General features: G+C 36.4%; 12 protein-coding genes. 9 read left to right on the forward strand and 3 right to left on the reverse strand.

The features are described from left to right. Positions 1–8: 8 nt before the first annotated feature. The 3 genes from ACWA1F_RS13620 to ACWA1F_RS13630 form a co-directional block, all read right to left on the reverse strand. Complete coding sequence (locus ACWA1F_RS13620; RefSeq protein ID WP_456894385.1) at positions 9–419, reverse strand: porin family protein; 411 nt, start codon at positions 417–419, stop codon at positions 9–11. Positions 420–533: 114 nt separating this feature from the next. After that, positions 534–2,534 carry an alkyl/aryl-sulfatase gene (locus ACWA1F_RS13625; RefSeq protein WP_306157377.1) on the reverse strand — a complete coding sequence of 667 codons (2,001 nt, stop codon included), beginning with the start codon at positions 2,532–2,534 and terminating at the stop codon, positions 534–536. Positions 2,535–3,192: 658 nt separating this feature from the next. Next, positions 3,193–4,065 carry an AraC family transcriptional regulator gene (locus tag ACWA1F_RS13630; RefSeq protein ID WP_306157375.1) on the reverse strand — a complete coding sequence of 291 codons (873 nt, stop codon included), beginning with the start codon at positions 4,063–4,065 and terminating at the stop codon, positions 3,193–3,195. A 247-nt stretch (positions 4,066–4,312) separates the two neighbouring features. On the opposite strand from ACWA1F_RS13630, the gene ACWA1F_RS13635 reads away from it, so the two are divergent. From ACWA1F_RS13635 to bglX, 9 genes are all read left to right on the forward strand, one after another. After that, on the forward strand, positions 4,313–7,375 hold the full coding sequence (locus ACWA1F_RS13635; protein ID WP_306157373.1) for a SusC/RagA family TonB-linked outer membrane protein: 3,063 nt from the start codon (positions 4,313–4,315) through the stop codon (positions 7,373–7,375). A 9-nt stretch (positions 7,376–7,384) separates the two neighbouring features. Next, a complete protein-coding gene (locus ACWA1F_RS13640; RefSeq protein WP_306157371.1) occupies positions 7,385–8,878 on the forward strand; it encodes a RagB/SusD family nutrient uptake outer membrane protein in 1,494 nt (497 codons plus the stop codon). Between the two features lie 18 nt (positions 8,879–8,896). Further along, positions 8,897–9,838 (forward strand): hypothetical protein, encoded by a 942-nt coding sequence (locus ACWA1F_RS13645; protein WP_306157369.1) that lies wholly within the window; start codon positions 8,897–8,899, stop codon positions 9,836–9,838. Positions 9,839–9,862: 24 nt separating this feature from the next. Continuing rightward, positions 9,863–11,338: a cellulase family glycosylhydrolase gene (locus ACWA1F_RS13650; protein WP_306157368.1), complete on the forward strand. Its 1,476-nt coding sequence runs from the start codon at positions 9,863–9,865 to the stop codon at positions 11,336–11,338. A 16-nt stretch (positions 11,339–11,354) separates the two neighbouring features. Further along, the gene (locus tag ACWA1F_RS13655; RefSeq protein WP_306157366.1) at positions 11,355–12,548 is read left to right on the forward strand and encodes a glycoside hydrolase family 26 protein; all 1,194 of its coding nucleotides are present in this window, start codon (positions 11,355–11,357) and stop codon (positions 12,546–12,548) included. A gap of 24 nt (positions 12,549–12,572) precedes the next feature. Continuing rightward, positions 12,573–13,592, forward strand: coding sequence for a glycoside hydrolase family 130 protein (locus tag ACWA1F_RS13660; protein WP_306157364.1), 1,020 nt, complete (start codon positions 12,573–12,575; stop codon positions 13,590–13,592). Further along, positions 13,589–15,115 carry a cellulase family glycosylhydrolase gene (locus ACWA1F_RS13665; RefSeq protein ID WP_306157361.1) on the forward strand — a complete coding sequence of 509 codons (1,527 nt, stop codon included), beginning with the start codon at positions 13,589–13,591 and terminating at the stop codon, positions 15,113–15,115. The genes ACWA1F_RS13660 and ACWA1F_RS13665 overlap by 4 nt, the downstream gene beginning before the upstream one ends. 2 nt (positions 15,116–15,117) lie before the next feature. Further along, positions 15,118–16,755: a sodium:solute symporter gene (locus ACWA1F_RS13670; protein WP_306157359.1), complete on the forward strand. Its 1,638-nt coding sequence runs from the start codon at positions 15,118–15,120 to the stop codon at positions 16,753–16,755. A gap of 181 nt (positions 16,756–16,936) precedes the next feature. Beyond that, positions 16,937–19,171 carry a beta-glucosidase BglX gene (gene bglX / locus ACWA1F_RS13675; protein WP_306157357.1) on the forward strand — a complete coding sequence of 745 codons (2,235 nt, stop codon included), beginning with the start codon at positions 16,937–16,939 and terminating at the stop codon, positions 19,169–19,171.

Here is a 19,171-nt window from a genome sequence, read left to right on the forward strand (position 1 = left end):
AAACGGATCTACTCAAATATATTTCCTCTCGGCATATCTTGTGAGAATGTGCCCATTATGATTAAGCGGTTCTCAAGCGTTTCATAATTTCCCATTTCTTCAACTGAATATTTCTGATTGTGCGCATATCCCAGCCACAATTTGATATTTTTGAAGCAAGAATAGACAAGCCATGGTCTTAAAACGACTCTCTGAGTGTATTCAAAAGGATTTTTTGTATCGTAGGATCCCTGCGTTACCAATTGCATATCAGCCTGACCGCTTAAGTGCCATTTTTCATATAGGGGAAAAGCAATATCACCTTCCGTTATAGAAGCTGGAATAAATCCAACTGTGTAAGGCGGATCAAGCTGTGCATTTGAAATTTGCGATGCTAAAAGTGCGGATAAAGAAATGATAACTCTTTTAAATTGGATCATAATTAGAGGTGTAGAAAACAGAAAAAGTTAAAATATGCTGCATAAGTTCAATGCGGTGACTGCAAACAAAAGAGGCTAAATTATTTTAGCCTCTCCAAATCAATAGTATTCCATTTAAGGCTCAACGATATTAAACCAGAAATTAAAACTGTCTATTTTTCCTAAAAATGAAGTAAAGGCATTTTGATCCCCATCGATCTTTATCGCTTTGGATTTCAAAAGATCAGCAAAAGAAGCTTCTTTTAAGCTCACTTTATTGAGATCGCTTCTGTTGATTGTTATTGTTGCTGTAACATCGTTTTTAACGCTTCCTCCAATTCGAGGTGTTACAACTCCATTTGCCACAATTAATGCTACCTTCTCTTTTACATCTGGAAGAACAATGTTAAAATTATATTTCATAGCAGCAGCATCAGCCTCTGTTCCTTTGAATTTCATGGCAAGAAAATTAAAGAATAAGTCAGTACTCATTCCGCGAACCATGTCGGGGCCAGCTGTATCAGGTGATGGCAGCACCTTAACTCCATTTCTTAATTCTGCTGCTCCTGACAAATAAAAATTTCTCCATGGACCAGATTCGGCTACATAGCCCAGCTGTTCGTAAGCATCTGCCAAAAGGTTTCTTCCATCCTGATTTTTCGGATCTGCAAAGACCAGATGGCTTGCAACTTCAGCCACCCATCGGTATTCTCCTTTGTCATACGATTTTTTAGCATTTGATAATAAATTATCCGCACCTCCCATAAATTCAACATACTTCTTGCCCGCATCAACTGGTGTCAGTTTATTTAAATTGGAAGGGTTGCCGTCAAACCATCCAAAGTATAATTGATATTGTGCGCGTACATCATGGCTTAAAGTTCCATAGTATCCTCTGCTGTAAAATTCTTTATCCAGCGATTCGGGAAGCTTCAGCATTTCAGCAATCTCTATAGGAGTATAGCCCTCGTTTGCAAGTCTTAGCGTCTGGTCATGGATGAAACGGTATAAATCACGCTGCTTCTCCCAATACGGTTTGATATTTTTGTTGTCCCAAGTAGGCCAGTGATGCGAAGCAAAAGAAAATTCTACATCGTCTCCCCATTTTGCAAGCGCCAAATCAATATAGGCGCTCCATTTCTGCCCATTACGAACCTGCGCGCCTCTTAATGTGTAAAGGTTGTGAAGTGTATGTGTTATATCCTCAGACTGGCAGAATGCTTTAAGTTCTGGAAAATAAAACATCATTTCGGCAGGCGCTTCCGACTCTGGAGTATAGATAAATTCAACTTTAAGGCCATCGACAATTTTTTCCTCGCCCGAAAGCTTGTTGATTTTTACGGTGCCGTCTAAAATCCCTGCCAGTCCTGTTGACGTTGTCTGCCCTAAACCAGTTCCTAATGTTCCCTTTGCATCTTTTGGAAGAAGATTTCCGTACATATAGGAAGCTCTTCTTCCCATGGTATTTCCTCCCATTACATTTTCGCTGATAGAATGGTCAAAAAATCCTTCAGGCACATAAATAGGCACTTTACCGCTTTTTACATCTTTTTCGTCAACAACGCCTCTTATTCCTCCAAAGTGGTCTATGTGGCTGTGGGTAATTATTACAGCGGCTACAGGTTTTTTTCCTATTTTTTCGTTTGCCAATTCCAAACCTGCTTTGGCTGTTTCAGGAGATAGTAGAGGATCAATAATAATCCATCCTGTTTTCCCTGCTATCAAAGTCATGTTTGCCAAGTCGAACCCTCTGATCTGATATATTGAGCCCTTCTTTACTTCAAACAGCCCATTGATACTGTTGAGTTCGCTTTGACGCCATAAGCTCGGATTTGTAGTTGCGGGTGCAGTGCCTTTTATAAAGTCATACTGCTTCATGTCGTAGATAATATTCCCTTTTGAATCCTTTATATTTCCTGCTGGAATAGTAGCTATCAGTCCCCTTTTTGCATTTTCATAATCGGTTTTGTCTGCAAAAGGAAGATAAGATAAGAGATCATTATTTGCTTTTTGCGTAAAGCTTGATGCCTCTTTCTGATTTTTATCTGTTTTGATTTTTTGAGAATAGGTACTTACTGTTGTAAACAAGGTTATAAATAATAAAAACCCGACTGCTGTTTCTGAAAATTTTTTCATGGTGATACCTCTTTAAGTTGTTAAAAAATAATAGAATGCTGATTTCTATATTTTGATGGGTATCTAAAATTAAATTTTAAATAAGAAGAAAGTAAATTCTTATTGGAAAAGATTGTTTCATTTTATAATTTGCAACCAGTTAATTGATTATGCAACATTATTTTTGTTATTATGCCACGCTGAGTATAAATAGATGGAATAATAAGCGAAGTAGCAATTTTAGCTTTTGTCCTTTCAGGTTGACCTAACGGGACATGAACCAATTTTTGCCGAAAACATTAAGATTTTAAATTTAAGTAAGAAAAGGGACATTTTGGAAATCACAAAAAAAGCCTGAGAAACATGGACTTCTCAGGCTTTACATTTTTTCTCGTATATACATCTATTCAAACCTAAAAGCGTCAGTACCTTATTTTGTTGGTTTTCTAGTTTTCATAAACACCGTGTGCCACGGTTTTGCCACAAATCTCTGATTGCTAAATTATAACAGTTTTTGATGTTGTATAAGTTTCGAACCTTAGCTTTTCATATCTTGATTTTACTGGATTTGCTGTTTTCCAAAACACCATGCGCCACGATTCTGCCACAAAACTAAAACAGGAGAAGCATCAGTGAAATTGTCCTTAACTTTTTTTGCGAGAAAGAGGATGAAGTTCACTTAATGTTTTGTGATCAATTTACTCTGATCTCTGAAATCACTTGGGGTGTATCCCATTTTGCGCTTAAAAGTTCTGTTAAAATTTGAAATATTATTAAAACCGCTGTCGTAGCATATTTCTTTTATTGATTGTTCAGATTCAAATAATAATCTTGCGGCCATACCTAATCTTAAATCGGTTACATAATCCGAAAATGAGCTATTTGTGCATTTTTTAAAGTAATGACTAAACGCAGATTCCGACATGTTAACTAAATCTGCAACTTCCTTCAATTGAATTTTATTCTGAAGATTATTCTTTATAAATTCATTTACTTTTTCGATTTTCTGGCTTTCAGAAAAACTGTAATAATCTACGTAAGAATGAGAGGCAAGGGTTTTTGAGTTTTTTGCTATTGCTAAATCGTGTAATATAGATAGAAAATCCAACAACGAATTAAAATCCTGAGAGTCGGATAATTGTAAAATTTTTGGTTTTAAATTTTCAATTGTTTCTTTCGAAAAAGCAATACCGCGTTTTGATCTTTCCAATAACTCTCGAATTGGAATAGCAAGTTTTCTCCTTAAAGTCTTTTCTGAAAATAAATCTTCATGAAACTGAATGGTGACCACATGAGCATCATTGTTTTCTTTAATTCCTGTCCATAAATGTGGCGTGTTAGGACCAATCAGCGCCAGATCACAATCAGAATATTCTCCTACAGAATCTCCAATAATTCTTTTTCCTGAAGAATTCAAAACTAAATTCAATTCAATTTCTGGATGAAAATGAAGAGGAAAGTCAAATTTTGCATTCATATGATTTAATACTATAAAGAAGTCGTCATCTGAAATTGGTACTAATTCTCTTAAAATATTGCGCTTTTCGTTCATAATAGTATTATTTTAATTCACTTACTGAATAATAAAGTTGGTCAAAAATAAGTAATAAATTTCTGTTTTAAACAATTTTAGGCTCAAATAAAAATTATATGTTCAAATAAAAATTACTTTTATTGATAAAAGTATTATTCGTAATTCATTAAAGTATTACTATTTGATGTAATTTACAAAATGCTTACGAAAACGAAGTAGTTAATTTGTCTCGAAACTATTAACTAATCTTTAACCAATCAAACAAATGAAAAAAAAATGGACAAAAAGTATACTTTTTTGTATTCTGTTTGTTAGCAGTTTTGCAGCTTACAGTCAGAATATAATTAAAGGTACAGTTGCCGACGAAAGCGGTCTTACAGTACCTGGAGTAAATATTACCGTAGAAGGTTCTTCTAAAAGTGCTTCTACAGATTTTGACGGGAAATTTGAAATCAGTGCTCCAGTAAATGCAATTTTATCTTTCTCTTTTATGGGTTTTGACACTCAGAAAATTCAAACCGCAGGAAAAAATACTTTGAATGTTGTTTTAAGAGCTTCTTCCCAAAACTTAAAAGAAGTTGTTGTAATCGGATACGGCTCTGTTAAAAAAGCGGATTTAACGGGTTCGGTAGCGACAATCAAAACCAAAACTTTAGAAGACATTCCAACCAATTCTGTTGAGCAGGTTTTACAAGGAAGAGTTGCAGGATTACAAGTTACGACTTCCCAGGATCCTAGTTCTACGTCTACAGTAAGAATCAGAGGAGGAAGTTCGCTTAGAGGTTCAAATGCACCTTTAGTGGTATTGGACGGATTTCCATTGGGAGATGCCGGCGATTTAAAGCAGGTAAATGTTGCCGATATTGATAAAGTAGATGTTCTGAAAGATGCTTCGGCTTCTGCAATCTACGGTTCAAGAGGTGCTAACGGAGTTATCATTATTACTACAAAGTCAGCTAAAAAAGGAAAAACCCAGATTCAGGTGCAGCAACAATCTACGTTTTCCGAGTTTAATTCAGAACTAAATCTTTGGAGAGATCCAGTTTTAATGGCGCAATTAAGTAATGAGGGAAGAATTAACGGAGGACAGACGCCTTTATATGTAGGTGCGAATAACTCAAACGGAGTTTATTATCCATCCATTCAGGAATTGCAATCGGGTTCGTGGCCGTATTTTACAAGATGGGGCGATGTGACTTTTAGAAACATGCCTTTAGGAAATAATACTATTGTGAGCATTAACAGCGGAACCGATAAAACGAGTTTTAATTTAAGCGGAAATTATTACAGCGAAGAAGGTGTTTTCGTAAAAGATGGTTACAGCAAAGGCGGTTACAACTTACGTATTAAGCATGATGTCTTTGATAATTTCACCGTTCGCTTTTCAAATATCGTAAGTAAAGGAAAAAGAACTTCAAACGGAGGTCTGGCGTATTGGAGAAATCCTATTTTCCCAATTTACGATGATAATGGCGATTATTATATGATTGGTCAGAACGATTATACACATCCTGTTGCGATTACCAATCTTCGTCAGAACGAAACTAAAACTATAGATGTTATCAGTTCTGCGGCGTTAGAATGGCAGATTATTCCGTCTTTGAAATTGACTTCAAGATTAAATTACAAATACGGATCTTCTGTAAATGATCAGTATTATCCAAGTAAATATACCGAAACCGGAGATTTTAATAACGGTGCGGGTTATATCAACAATTGGGAAGGGCAGAATTTTGTGTCTGAAACTTTTGCCAATTTCAATAAAACATTCAATAAACACGATTTTGGTGTAACTGGAGGTTATACATTCGAAAGTTATTTATCAAGAAGTTCAGGACTTGGTGCATTTGATTTTGTGAATGAAACTTTAGGAAACGAAAATATGGGCGCTGGAAATCCCGAAAGAAATACCGTTTCTAACGGAAAAGTAGAAACTAGATTGGTTTCAGGAATTTTTAGAATGAATTACGGTTATGATGATAAATATTTATTGACTGTTACAGGCCGTGCAGACGGATCCTCAAAATTTGGTAAAAACAATCAATGGGCGTATTTCCCGTCTGGTGCAGTAAGCTGGAAAGCACATAATGAGACTTTTATTAAAAGTTTAAATGTTTTTGATGAATTAAAATTCCGTGCTAGTTATGGTATTTCTGGAAATCAGGGAATCAATCCGTACCAGACTTTAAGTCGTTATGGAGTAAGTCAGTACTATGATAATGGAAGCTGGGTTTCTGCAATTGGGCCAGGTTATGTCGTCGGAACTACAGGTCAGGACGGAATTGAAAAACTTTGGGGCGGAATCCCGAATCCAGATTTAAAATGGGAAACTACTGCTCAAAGTGACTTTGGAGTTGATATTTCGATCTTAAAAAGCCGTTTAAACATCATATTCGATTATTACAACAAACAGACAAAAGACCTTTTGAGAGAAAGAATTCTAACTCCGTCATCTGGTTACGATAGAATTTGGGTTAACGACGGAGAATTAACGAATAAAGGTTATGAGATTACTGTTGACGGTGAAATCTTCAAAAATGAAGACTGGCAGGTTAATGCTTCTTTAGTGTATTCAAAGAATAAAAATGAAATTGTAAGCCTTGGTTCTGTTGCGCAATCAGGTTTAAATGTAGATCCGAACACAGGAATGCAGTACGAATATTCTGGAAACAGTTTAGAGCAGTTCAGACAATTTCCAAATCTGTTAGCAATCGGTCAGCCGGTAAATGTTTTCTACGGATATAAAACTAACGGAATTGTACAAAATCTTCAGGAAGGAATCAACGCTGGTCTGGACGGACAATTGGCGCAGCCGGGAGAATTTAAATATGTAGATATCAATGGCGACGGAGTTGTAGATACTAAAGATCAGACCATTATCGGAAATCCAAACCCGGATTTTATGGCGAGTTTTAATATGAGTCTTAAATACAAACAATTTGATTTCAGTTTCTTTTTAAACGGCGTTTTTGGTCAGGATGTATTAGATACTCAGGCATTTAATCAGCCAAGTAATGCGCCTTTACGCTGGACTTTGGACAATCCGACAAACGATTATCCAAGTTTAAGAGACGGAAGAACTTTGAAATTCTCAGACTGGTGGGTAAAAGACGGATCATTCGTTAGAATTCAAAACATCACTCTGGGGTATACTTTAAAACCAGTAAAAAGTGCATTCCAAAGCGTACGCTTATATCTAAATGCCAACAACGTATACACTTTTACCAAATTTGACGGTTACGATCCGGAAGTGGGAACAGACGGAATTTACTGGGGTGGTTATCCTAGATTGAGCAAATGGACATTCGGACTGGACTTAACTTTTTAAAAAACTACTATGAAAACAAGATATAAAATAGCAGCAATGGCGCTTATCATTAGTGCTTTTGCCTGCGACTTAAACGAAGAACCATACGGATTTTATTCGGAAGATAATTTCTATAAAAGTGCTTCTGATGCCGAATCTGCGGTTGATTACGCTTACGATGCTTTGACTTTCCTTGAGTATTCAAGAGCCATTTTTTATGTGGGAGATCTTCCAACAGAAGAATGTGGCCCAAAGGGTGATGAAACCGTTGATAATCAGAATTTAGATAAATGGCAAACGGGAACGTTTAATACCAATAGAATGTTGGGCAATTATTTTAAATATGCTTACATCGCCATAAATAGAGCGAATGCTGTTATTAAAAATGTACCGGACGGAAAATTTGAACAGGATTTAAAAGATAAATTTCTGGGAGAAGCTTATTTCCTTAGAGCTTGGAATTACTTCAATCTCGTTAAAAACTTCGGTCGCGTACCAATGCATACTTCTGTTGTAGAAACTGTAAGTCAGACTGCTGCTCCGATGGCAAAAAACTTAGATGAAGTATATGATTTTATTATTGCTGATGCTGAAAAAGCAATCGAATTATTAAAAGTAAATCAGGCTTTAGGGCGCGCAGATAAAGTTGCGGCGCAGGCTTTATTGGCAAAAGTGTATTTGTATATCGCTTCTTCAAAAGAACATAACGTTCCGCAATATGCAGAAATGAGTAAAGAGGTAGCGACTATGTATCAGCAGGCTGCAAAATATTCCGGAGATGTAATTACAGGCCAAAGTGTGTATGGTTTTGAGAATAATTTAATTAGTATATACGATGTTGAAAAACCATTAGGAAGAGAAAACATCTTTTTGCTTTCAATGGACAGAACCGGAGCAACGGAAGGAGATTATTCTAAAATTTCGAAACTGTTTATTCCGTATATCGACGGTGCAACTATTTATTTGAAAAACCCTGATAATACCTATTCCAAATCGCATGACGGATGGAGTGTATTTCAAACTCTGACAGGCTTTTATAACAGTTTTGATAACTCAGATAAAAGAAAAACAGACTTGTTTGTAACCACAACTTATAATGCATCTGGAGTTGTTTCGGCTCAATATCCGGGAAAAATTATTTATCCGTTTACACGAAAGTATATTGACCCGAATTTTATTGGAGATAAAACAAGCACAAAGCCTTTTTTAATTCGCTTTAGCGAAGTGGCTTTGACTTATGCTGAAGCTGCAGGTCCAACAACTGAGGCTTATGCTCTGGTAAACCAAATTAGAAACAGAGCCGGTTTAGGGAATCTTGCACCGGGATTGAGTTTGGAAAGTTTTAGACAGGCAGTTTGGAATGAACGTGCTTTAGAGTTGGCTTTTGAAGGAAACCGTCTTTATGACCTGCGTCGTTTCAACAAAGTTTCTCAGGTTGTACCGGAAGCTGCCGGAATTACAGCAGAAGAAGCAGCGTTTTATCCGATTCCACAAACAGAAATCGATTTGAACACAGGGTTATAATTTTAAAAATATACGATTATGAAAAAAATAATATACGTTTTGTTTTTCATTACTGCCTTAGCGCAGACAAGCTGTCAAAGCGATCCTTTGGAAGATATCGAAAAAGGAGACTGGAATAACGAACGCAATGTTTTGGATATAAAATTCGAAAATCAGGTTGGTAATGCACAAATCGTTCGCGTAGACGAGCAAACAGGAACTATCAATTTAGCAATTAACGTTGATGCCGTTCCTAACTTAAGCAATATTGTAATTAAAGAATTGGTCTTATCTTATGGAGCAAATTCATCGGTTGCTGAAGGCGAAGCTTTAAACTTTGAAAATGCTGAGAACAGCGCCAGTTTAACGGTTACTTCTCCAACAGGAAAATCAAGAAATTATACAGTTGTAGCAAGCTCATTTAGAGAATCTCTAATCGGAATTTACGATATAGATAACTTGATTGTTTACGGAGGAACAGGCCCGGAATATGGTGGTGGAGCAGTTTTAGCCATGACCGATAAACCTTGGATATGGTCAACAACAAATGGTCCGGACAAAGAATTGGACAATCAGTTAATTTTTGAAATGGAAGGAATTACAGAAGATGGAAATACGTACGGAAAAGTGACTAATACTGCTGGAGCAGATGGCCAATACGCCGATTTTATTTACGTAGGAAGTCCTCAAACCGATGTTAAAAATTTCTACAGACAAATTCCGACCGGAGAAGGAAAATGGTTGAGAAATTATGCAGCGGGAACTATCACATTCACTTTCGCAGACGGAACTATAAAAGTTGGAACTTTTGAAAATGCCGGAACAGAAGATTTAGGAAATGGACAAAAGAAAACCATTACCAATAACGCTTTTGCCTTTAATCTAAACGGTACAGACGACTGGACGAATATTTATTCGGACTATGACAAATTCGTGAAGAAACCAAGACGTTTTTGGATAGATGTTACCAAAAAAGATTAAGTAAAGAGGTTGTAAATCAAATGTATGCGAAACATATTTATTAAAATTCTAGTATCATTTTGGTTAGTGAACTCGGTAATCAGTTGCTCGGCTTCGGCCGATGCAACTATTGCTGTTGATAGCAATACCATTATAAATGAAAATTACATTGGCAACGGTGTCCAATGGGATCCGTATCAATTGGATTACGGAGAAAAACAGCTCAACATTTCGGCGGCAGACTGGCAGAAATTGTATGCGCGTCTTGATTTTATGAAACCCCAATTCATAAGAGTGATGATCAATACAACTTCGGTAATTGAAAATGGAGTCTTAAATGAAACTAAAAATTACCAAAATATTGCCCCAATTCTGGAATATTGCCAGTCCCGAAATGTGAAGGTTGTTTTAGGAGACTGGGGCGACCGAATGGTTAATAGTAAAGCCAATACGATTTCAGAAAATAATTTAAAACTGGCTGCTCAATATCTTGATTTTCTTGTGAATAAAAAGGGTTTTTCATGTATCAAATATTATAACATGATCAACGAACCGAATGGATTCTGGTCGGCTACGGATGAAAATTATGGGCTATGGAAAAATGCAGCTCAATTTTTCTGGACAAATCTTCAAGCTGTAAATCTTGATAAAAAAGTGTCTTTAATGGGACCGGATATTGCGATTTGGAAAGCCGATAAAGTAGATTGGATTACGAATTCTGTTAAAGATTTAGATAGTGCGATCGGCGTATACGACATCCATACGTATCCGTCAAAAATCACGGTCAATTCAGGAGAATATACTTCGATATTAAAAGCGTATAAAGATGCTGTTCCAAAAGGAAAACCAATCGTTATGGGAGAAATCGGATTCAAATTTGTTGAAAAACATGATGAAGCGTTAATGAACGAAAATATAGAAAGAGCCAAAGCAAAACCTTACGCTTCGGTTGAAGATTCTCAAATGTTTGTTTACAATTATGTCTATGGTTCAGATATGGCCGATGCTTTAATTCAAACCGTAAATGCCGGTTATTCGGGATCGGTTGCCTGGATGCTTGATGATGCCATGCATGCCAAAGAACAAAAAAACAAACTAAAAGTCTGGGGTTTTTGGAACATTTTAGGAGACGAATATTTTGGAAGTAAAGAAGAAGAAGTCCGCCCATGGTTTTATGCCTGGTCTTTATTGACAAAATACATGCCGACGGGTTGTAAAGTGCATCAGGTTTCGGTAAACGGAAATCCAAACCTAAAAGCGGTTTCAGTTTCTAAAGACGGAAAAAATATGATCGCGATTGTCAATGTTTCGAATCAAAATCTTAAAGTAAATCTGACTTCGAAGAATTTACCTGTTTTAGAAAAAGTAAAAAGTTTTGCTTACGCGAAAAATCAGCTGAAACTCGAAGGCGATCATACAATGCTTCCGAACAAGACCAACTTCACTTTACATTTAAAAGACAATACAACGCAAACCATTCCGGCAGAAGGACTTTTGGTTTTAACCAATTTTGAATATTAATCTTAAAAATGCGATTATGAAATCATTATATACAATTTTATTGCTGTCGGGCTTTTTGTGTTTCGGATGCTCCTCTTCTGATGACAAAAAAGATCCTGGAGGAAACGAGCCTGAAAATCCGATTCCGGTTACGCTTCAATTATCTGATCCAAACGCCACCGCAGAAACCAAAGCCTTGTATTCTAATTTATGGAGAATTCAGGAAAAAGGAACTATGTTCGGACATCACGACGATTTATTATACGGAAGAAACTGGATGACAGAAGCCGGACATTCTGATATTAAAGATGTTTGCGGAGATTATCCTGCTGTTTTTAGCGTAGATTTTGCCGAAATTATGGACGACAGAAGTTCGACTTCAACCTTAAATAATGATCGAGCAAGAGTTATTAAAGAAGCCAGAGAAAGAGGCGAAGTGATTACAGCTTGTTGTCATTTAAACAATCCTTTAACAGGAGGAGACAGTTGGGATAATTCTAAAAATACGGTGGCAAAAGAAATCCTCACAGACGGAAGCGCAACTAATATAAAATTTAATTCCTGGCTGGATAAACTGGCCGATTTTGCCAATAATTTAAAAGACAAAGACGGAAAACTGATTCCGGTTATTTTTCGCCCTTTTCACGAACATACACAAACCTGGTCTTGGTGGGGTTCTGGAGCAACAACACAGCAGGAATTTATCAGTTTATGGAAATACACTATCGATTATTTGAAGAATAAAAAAGGAGTTCATAGCTTTATTTATGCGATTTCTCCGCAATTAGATTCACAGGGAACTGTTGAGAGCTTTTTGTTTAGATGGCCTGGTGACGATTATGTGGATTTTATTGGCTGGGACAGTTATCACGGAACCAATACCACAGCTTTTAGCACCAATCTTAGAAATCTGGCGACACTTTCGCAGCAAAAACTAAAACCATGCGGTGTTACAGAAACAGGAGTAGAAGGAATTGTAAAAAACGGGGCTCCGTACGATACGTATTGGACAAACGAAATTAGTGTTCCATTAACGGGAAAAAAAGTTTCGATGGTTGTACTGTGGAGAAACAAATACGATCCGTCTCACGAAGGAAACCATTTTTATGCTCCGTTTGACGGTCATAGTTCTGCTGCAAACTTCAAACTGCTTTATGCAAGTCCGAATATGATCTTTAGCAAAAAACTGCCGGATATGTACACGTTGGCAGTCAACACAATTGTAAAATAAAAACCAAAATACAAAATTCTAAAAATGAAATTAATTAAGTGCACTCAGAATCCAGTTTTAAGCCCAAACCCTAATAATTATTGGGAAAATCTTGTTGTTTGTAATCCGGGAGTTTGGTACGAAAACGGAACTTTTTATATGCTTTACCGAGCGGCGGGAGACGATGTTGATCATTTTATTCGTGTCGGACTGGCAACAAGTACGGACGGAATTAACTTTAAAAGAGAATCAGACGAACCAGTTTTTGGGCCAAGCAGCAACGGTCCGGATATGGGCGGGGTTGAAGATCCGAGAATCATTAAATTCGGAAGTGAATATTATGTTACGTATGCTTACAGACCTTATCCTCCCGGACGTTACTGGACCTTTCCACACGACGTAATTAATCTTCCTGAAACGGGCGAAGATGCACCTGCGGTTTTCAAACATAACATTGCAAATTCTGGTTTGGCGGTAACTTCAGATTTTAAGAATTTCAGAAGATTAGGTCGAATTACGACTTCTAATTTAGATGACAGAGATGTGATTTTATTCCCTGAAAAAATCAACGGAAAATATGCGATGTTACACCGTCCAAAACAATGGATAGGAGTAGAATATGGCTGTGATTATCCATCAATCTGGCTTCGTTATTCGGATGATTTAATGGTTTGGGAAGAAAAAAGTATTCTTTTATTAAGTGGAAGAAACGGAACTTGGGAAGAAAAAATCGGAGGAAGCACACCGCCTTTACGTACAAAAGACGGTTGGTTATTAATTTACCACGGAGTTGAAAATGGCGGAAATGGCTATTACAGAGTCGGGGTAGCTTTATTAGATTTAGAAGATCCGTCAAAAGTAACGGCAAGGCTTGAAGACTGGATTATGGAACCGGAACACGATTACGAAATTGAAGGTTTCTACAAAGGATGCGTTTTTCCTACAGGAAATATGATTCTCGATAATATTTTATATGTTTATTACGGCGCTGCCGATAAATACGTTGGTCTGGCAACTTGTGATATCAACGAATTATTACAAACTTTAAAAGATTCCAAAAAATGAAAATTCAAAATAATATCCTGATGCTTTGCGCTTTAGTCAGTTTTTCGGTTCAAAGCCAAAGCAAAATTCCAGTTGTTACTATCAATCCAAATGAGATAATTTCGAGTGAATTTATAGGAAACGGAATTGAATTTTCTGCTTATCCGCACGCCGATACCGAAAGTTCTGAATGGGGGAATTTAATGACCGATGAAAAATGGCAAATGGTTTTTGACCGTGTTTCATTCATTAAACCTAAGATCGCCCGCGTTATGGATCAGGCCAATTGGAGATATCTGAAAGGTTTTGATGCTGCAAGAAATCCGATTGTTGATTTTGAAAGTGATCAGATGCAGGCGCTTTATAAACTTCTGGATTATTGTCAAAAGAATGATATAAAAGTTATTTTGGGTGAATGGGGACAGCCGTACAAATTTCACGATACGCATCTGAATCTTCAAAATAGTTTTACGGGAGCAAACGACCCAAAATGGATTGACCTGATCGTTAAAAATCTGACTCATTTACTGAATGTAAAAAAATACAGCTGTATTAAATATTACAATTTAGTAAATGAACCAAACGGCGACTGGGCAACTACAGACGGCGATTTCGAGCAATGGAAACAAGGAATCGAACTGCTTCATAAATCCATTCAAAAAGCGGGATTAGATAAAAAGATTTCGATTATTGGTCCCGATGCAACTTCATTCAATAACAGTAAATCACAATACAAGGGTTTAGATTGGGTAAAACAAACTGCTCTTCAGATTCCGGATTTGGTTTCGGCTTATGATGCGCACGATTATCCTTCTAAAGAAAGTATTCGTTCAGGAGAATTTCAAAAGACATTTGGTGATTTGGTTCGTTTTACCGATTCAGTTCATAAAAAGCCTTTTATTTTGGGCGAGCTAGGAATCAAAGGCGATCCTTCATCTCAAAAACATCTTGGAGATAAATATACAAGTGTTGATAGTCAGCTTTCGGTTTACGATTATGATTACGGAGTTGATATGGCCGATGCTTTGATTCAGGCTATGAATGCCGGTTTTGATGCTGTAATCGCTTGGGATTTAGATGATGCCATGCATACCAAAGATGATAAAGGCGATAAATATCAATTGAAGCGCTGGGGAATGTTTAATAGTTTAGGAAAAGAACTTACAGAAGATCCGTCAGATGAAAATTTGCGCCCTTGGTTTTATACCTGGTCGATTATGACGCGTTATTTTACCGGAGATATGAAACTCCTAAAACTAGATTCAAAAATAGATAAAGTTCGTTCTGTTGCCGGAATTACTAATTCTGGAGAAATTACAATCGCAATTGCGAACAACAGTGATAAAGAAGTTGATTTTATTATTGATACTAAAAAACTAAAAGTAAAATCAAAGCTGAATAAATATTTGTACAGCGAAAACAAACGTACTGTAGACCAAAACGGATTTCCTGTTCCTTCAGAGAAAATTGATGTAAAAGACAATTCTATCAAAGTTTCTATACCAGTCCAAAGCGTTATTCTTTACACTTCATACCAAAAATAAACATGTTAAATTTAAATATAATTGACTTAGTTGTCATCGTTTTATACATCATCTTTATTGTTTGGTGGGGTTTAAAAAATAGTAAATCAAGCGATTCAGATGCTTATTTTCTGGCAGGAAGAGATTTAAAATGGCCAATGGTTGGTTTGTCACTTTTTGCAGCGAGTATTTCAAGTTCAACTTTGATGGGAAATTCAGGCGAAGGATTTATAAACGGAATTGCCGTTTTTAATTACAACTGGATTTCGATTTTGGTAATGGTTTTCTTTGCGATCTTTTTTCTTCCGTTTTATATTAAATCAGGAATTTTCACAATGCCTGAATTTCTGGAAAGACGTTTTGATGTTAGATCAAGAACGTACTTTTCGTTTATAACTATTATCGGAAATATTTTCCTCGATGCGGCCGCAACTTTATACGCCGGAGCTTTAATTATCAATATGATTTTTCCAGGCGCCGATATGATGCTGATTATTATCGGAATGGCTGTTGTTGCCGGAAGTTACACGATTATTGGCGGACTTTCATCTGTTATTAATACCGAAGTTATTCAGGCGTTTATCCTGATAATTGGTTCGACTTTATTGGCCTTTTTTGCAATGGACAGCATTGGCGGTTGGGATGCATTTTATACACAATTTCATGACGGAATTTGGTTAAAACTTACAAGACCAATGGACGATCCGACGGTTCCATGGTTAGGAATGTGGGTCGGTATTCCTATTCTTGGATTTTATTTCTGGGGAAACAATCAGGTTATGGTACAAAGGGTTTTATCTGCAAAATCAATCGATCATGGTCGAAAGGGCGTCTTACTGGTTGGTTTTCTGTATTTGTTTACGCTTTTCATTTTTATTTTTCCCGGAGTAATTGCGCGTGGAATTAATTTGTTTGGAGTTGAAAATCTACCGCATGAAATCATCAGCGGAAGCGAATTAAAATCAAAATACGGTATTAATACCGATCAGGTTTATCCGAGATTAATTAGCAGAGTTCTTCCAATTGGCTTAATCGGGATTATTTTATCGGCTATGATTTCGGCTTTAACATCCGCATTAAGCGCAACTTTAAATTCAGTTTCTACTTTGTTTACAATGGATTTTTACAGCAAATTTGATAAAAATGCGTCAAGCGAAAAAAAGGTAAGAGTCGGAAAAATTACTGCGGTTGTCACTTTGATAATTGCCATTTTATGGGCGCCGTATATTGGTAAATTTGATTCGTTGATTGCTTATTATCAAGAGATATTATCTTATTTGGCACCGCCGGTTGTAGGAACATTTTTCCTCGGATTATTCTGGAAACGTTCTAATGCCATCGGAGCTTTCAGCGGTTTAATGTCGGGATTATTTATTGCAGTGATTATTATGAGTGCGAAGTATATTTTAGGTATTCAAATCGGGTTGCACTTTTTATTATTAGCTCCAATTATTCTGGTTTTAAGTATTCTGGTTAATGTTACTGTAAGTCTTTCTACAAGACCTCCTTCAACGGAAAAAGTGAAAGAGAACACTTGGACAAAAGCACTTTGGACGGAAGAAACAATTGCTTTAAAAGATGTGGTCTGGTATAAAAACTTTCGTGTTCAGGCACTTCTTTTGGTTATTGCATGTTTCGTGATGTATGCTGTATTTTTCTAATTGCTGTGTTTTTTTAAACACATAGGGACATAGATTTACAGAACTGGAAATGGCATTTCACAGTTCTAAAATTCACATACTATTTATGTGTTGGAAACTAGTTTCTTTTCATACTCTTTTTCTGCATTAAAAAAGTCTATGTTTCTATGTGTTTAAAAACACAGCCAACAAAAAGATATTTATGAAAAAACTTCAAATTTTAGCGCTTCTTCTAATCATTTCCGGATTAGGAGCAAGCGCTCAAACGACTGATGCTGTAATCGAAAAGAAGATAGAAACACTTTTGAAGAAAATGACTTTAAAAGAAAAAATCGGTCAGATGAATCAGCTTTCTGCAGATGATATGGAAACCAATTATAAAGTCATTAAGAAGGGAATGGCAGGTTCGGTTTTGAGTATTACAAATCCTGAAATTGCCAATAAAGCACAGAAAATTGCTCTAGAACAAACCAGATTAGGAATTCCGCTTATTATTGGGCGTGACGTTATTCATGGTTTTAAAACCATATTTCCGATTCCGCTGGCGCAAGCAGCAAGTTTTAATCCTGATTTAGCTGAAAAAGCGGCTCGTATTGCTGCGATTGAAGCATCAGAAACCGGAATTCGCTGGACATTTGCACCAATGATCGATATTGCCCGCGATCCGCGTTGGGGGAGAATTGCCGAAAGCTGTGGAGAAGATCCTTATTTAACTTCAGTTATGGGAGCTGCAATGGTAAGAGGTTTTCAGGGAAAAGATTTATCAGATCCGACTTCTATTGCTGCTTGCGCTAAACATTTTGCAGGTTACGGTGCTGCGGAAGGAGGAAGAGATTACAATACAACGAATATTACTGAAAGACAGTTTAGAAACCTCTATTTAAAATCTTTTGAAGAAGCGGTTAAAAAAGCAGATCTAGCGACAATTATGACGGCTTTTAATGCTAATGACGGAATTCCTTCTTCTGGAAATGAATTTCTGCTAAAGCAAGTTCTTCGAAACCAATGGAATTTTAAAGGTTTTGTAGTTTCGGACTGGGCTTCGATTACTGAAATGGTCGATCACGGATTTTGTTCTGATACAAAAGAAGCTGCTCAAAAAGCTATAAACGCTGGAGTTGATATGGAAATGGTCAGCGGTACTTATGTGGCTTATGCGGAATCTCTTTTGAAGGAAAAGAAAATAAGTATGGAAAGTATCAATAATTCTGTTCGAAATATATTGAGAATAAAATTCAAATTAGGCTTGTTTGAAAATCCATATGTTAAAGGAAATCTCAATGAAGTTTTTTATAAAAAAGAACATTTAGAAATTGCTGAAAAAGCCGCTGAAGAATCTATAGTTTTATTAAAAAATGAAAATAATATTCTGCCTTTAAAAAAGCCGAAAACAATTGCCGTTTTTGGTCCTTTAGCCGATGCGCCACATGATCAATTAGGAACTTGGGTTTTTGACGGAGATAAAAGCCACACAATCACACCGCTTAAGGCTTTAAAAGAAAAATATGGAGAAGAGATTAAAATTCTTTACGAGCCAATTTTAAAATATTCCAGAGATATCGATTCTACTCAATTTGGAAAAGCCAGAGAAATGGCAAAACAGGCAGATGTTGTTTTATTATTTCTGGGAGAAGAATCGATTCTTTCCGGAGAAGCGCATAGTCTTTCGAACCTGAATCTTCAAGGCAATCAATCGAAGCTTTTAGAAATTTTAAATGAAACTAAAAAGCCGATTGTAACAGTTTTCGTTGCAGGAAGACCTTTAACAATTGAAAAAGAAGTCAAAGAATCTAATGCAGTTTTATACGCTTGGCATCCGGGAACGATGGGCGGTCCGGCAATGGTTAATTTATTATTTGGAAAGGCAAATCCGTCTGGGAAATTACCGATTACTTTTCCTAAAAATGTGGGACAAATCCCGATGTATTACAATCATTTAAATACAGGACGTCCGGCAAATGGAAACGAAATCAATTTGGATAATATTCCTGTTGAAGCTTCTCAGACTTCGTTAGGAAATAAATCCTATTATTTAGACAACGGAACAGAACCTTTGTTTCCTTTTGGTTTTGGGCTTTCTTATACGCAATTTGAATATGGGAAAATTTCGCTTTCGAAAACTCTTCTCAATCCAAAAGAAACACTTGAAATTTCGTTTACTTTAAAAAACAATGGAAAATACAAAGGAACCGAAGTTGTGCAGTTGTATGTGAGAGATATTTCGGCTTCGATTGCTTTACCAGTTAAAGAATTAAAAGGTTTTAAAAGAATTGAATTAGAATCGGGAGAAAGTAAAAAGATAACATTCGAATTAAAAATGGAAGACCTTGCTTTTTACGGAATAGATATGAAGAAAAAAGTAGAGCCAGGAAAGTTTGATTTGTGGATTGGCGGATGCAGTTCTAAAGGAGAAAAAGTTTCATTTGAAGTACAATAA

The sequence above is a fragment of the Flavobacterium erigeronis genome (assembly GCF_054075165.1).

Excerpts from the sequence above, each read along its gene's own strand:
- ACWA1F_RS13620 (WP_456894385.1), bottom strand. The coding sequence starts at position 419 with ATGATCCAATTTAAAAGAGTTATCATTTCTTTATCCGCACTTTTAGCA.
- ACWA1F_RS13625 (WP_306157377.1), bottom strand. The coding sequence starts at position 2,534 with ATGAAAAAATTTTCAGAAACAGCAGTCGGGTTTTTATTATTTATAACC.
- ACWA1F_RS13630 (WP_306157375.1), bottom strand. The coding sequence starts at position 4,065 with ATGAACGAAAAGCGCAATATTTTAAGAGAATTAGTACCAATTTCAGAT.
- ACWA1F_RS13635 (WP_306157373.1), top strand. The coding sequence starts at position 4,313 with ATGAAAAAAAAATGGACAAAAAGTATACTTTTTTGTATTCTGTTTGTT.
- ACWA1F_RS13640 (WP_306157371.1), top strand. The coding sequence starts at position 7,385 with ATGAAAACAAGATATAAAATAGCAGCAATGGCGCTTATCATTAGTGCT.
- ACWA1F_RS13645 (WP_306157369.1), top strand. The coding sequence starts at position 8,897 with ATGAAAAAAATAATATACGTTTTGTTTTTCATTACTGCCTTAGCGCAG.
- ACWA1F_RS13650 (WP_306157368.1), top strand. The coding sequence starts at position 9,863 with ATGCGAAACATATTTATTAAAATTCTAGTATCATTTTGGTTAGTGAAC.
- ACWA1F_RS13655 (WP_306157366.1), top strand. The coding sequence starts at position 11,355 with ATGAAATCATTATATACAATTTTATTGCTGTCGGGCTTTTTGTGTTTC.
- ACWA1F_RS13660 (WP_306157364.1), top strand. The coding sequence starts at position 12,573 with ATGAAATTAATTAAGTGCACTCAGAATCCAGTTTTAAGCCCAAACCCT.
- ACWA1F_RS13665 (WP_306157361.1), top strand. The coding sequence starts at position 13,589 with ATGAAAATTCAAAATAATATCCTGATGCTTTGCGCTTTAGTCAGTTTT.
- ACWA1F_RS13670 (WP_306157359.1), top strand. The coding sequence starts at position 15,118 with ATGTTAAATTTAAATATAATTGACTTAGTTGTCATCGTTTTATACATC.
- bglX (WP_306157357.1), top strand. The coding sequence starts at position 16,937 with ATGAAAAAACTTCAAATTTTAGCGCTTCTTCTAATCATTTCCGGATTA.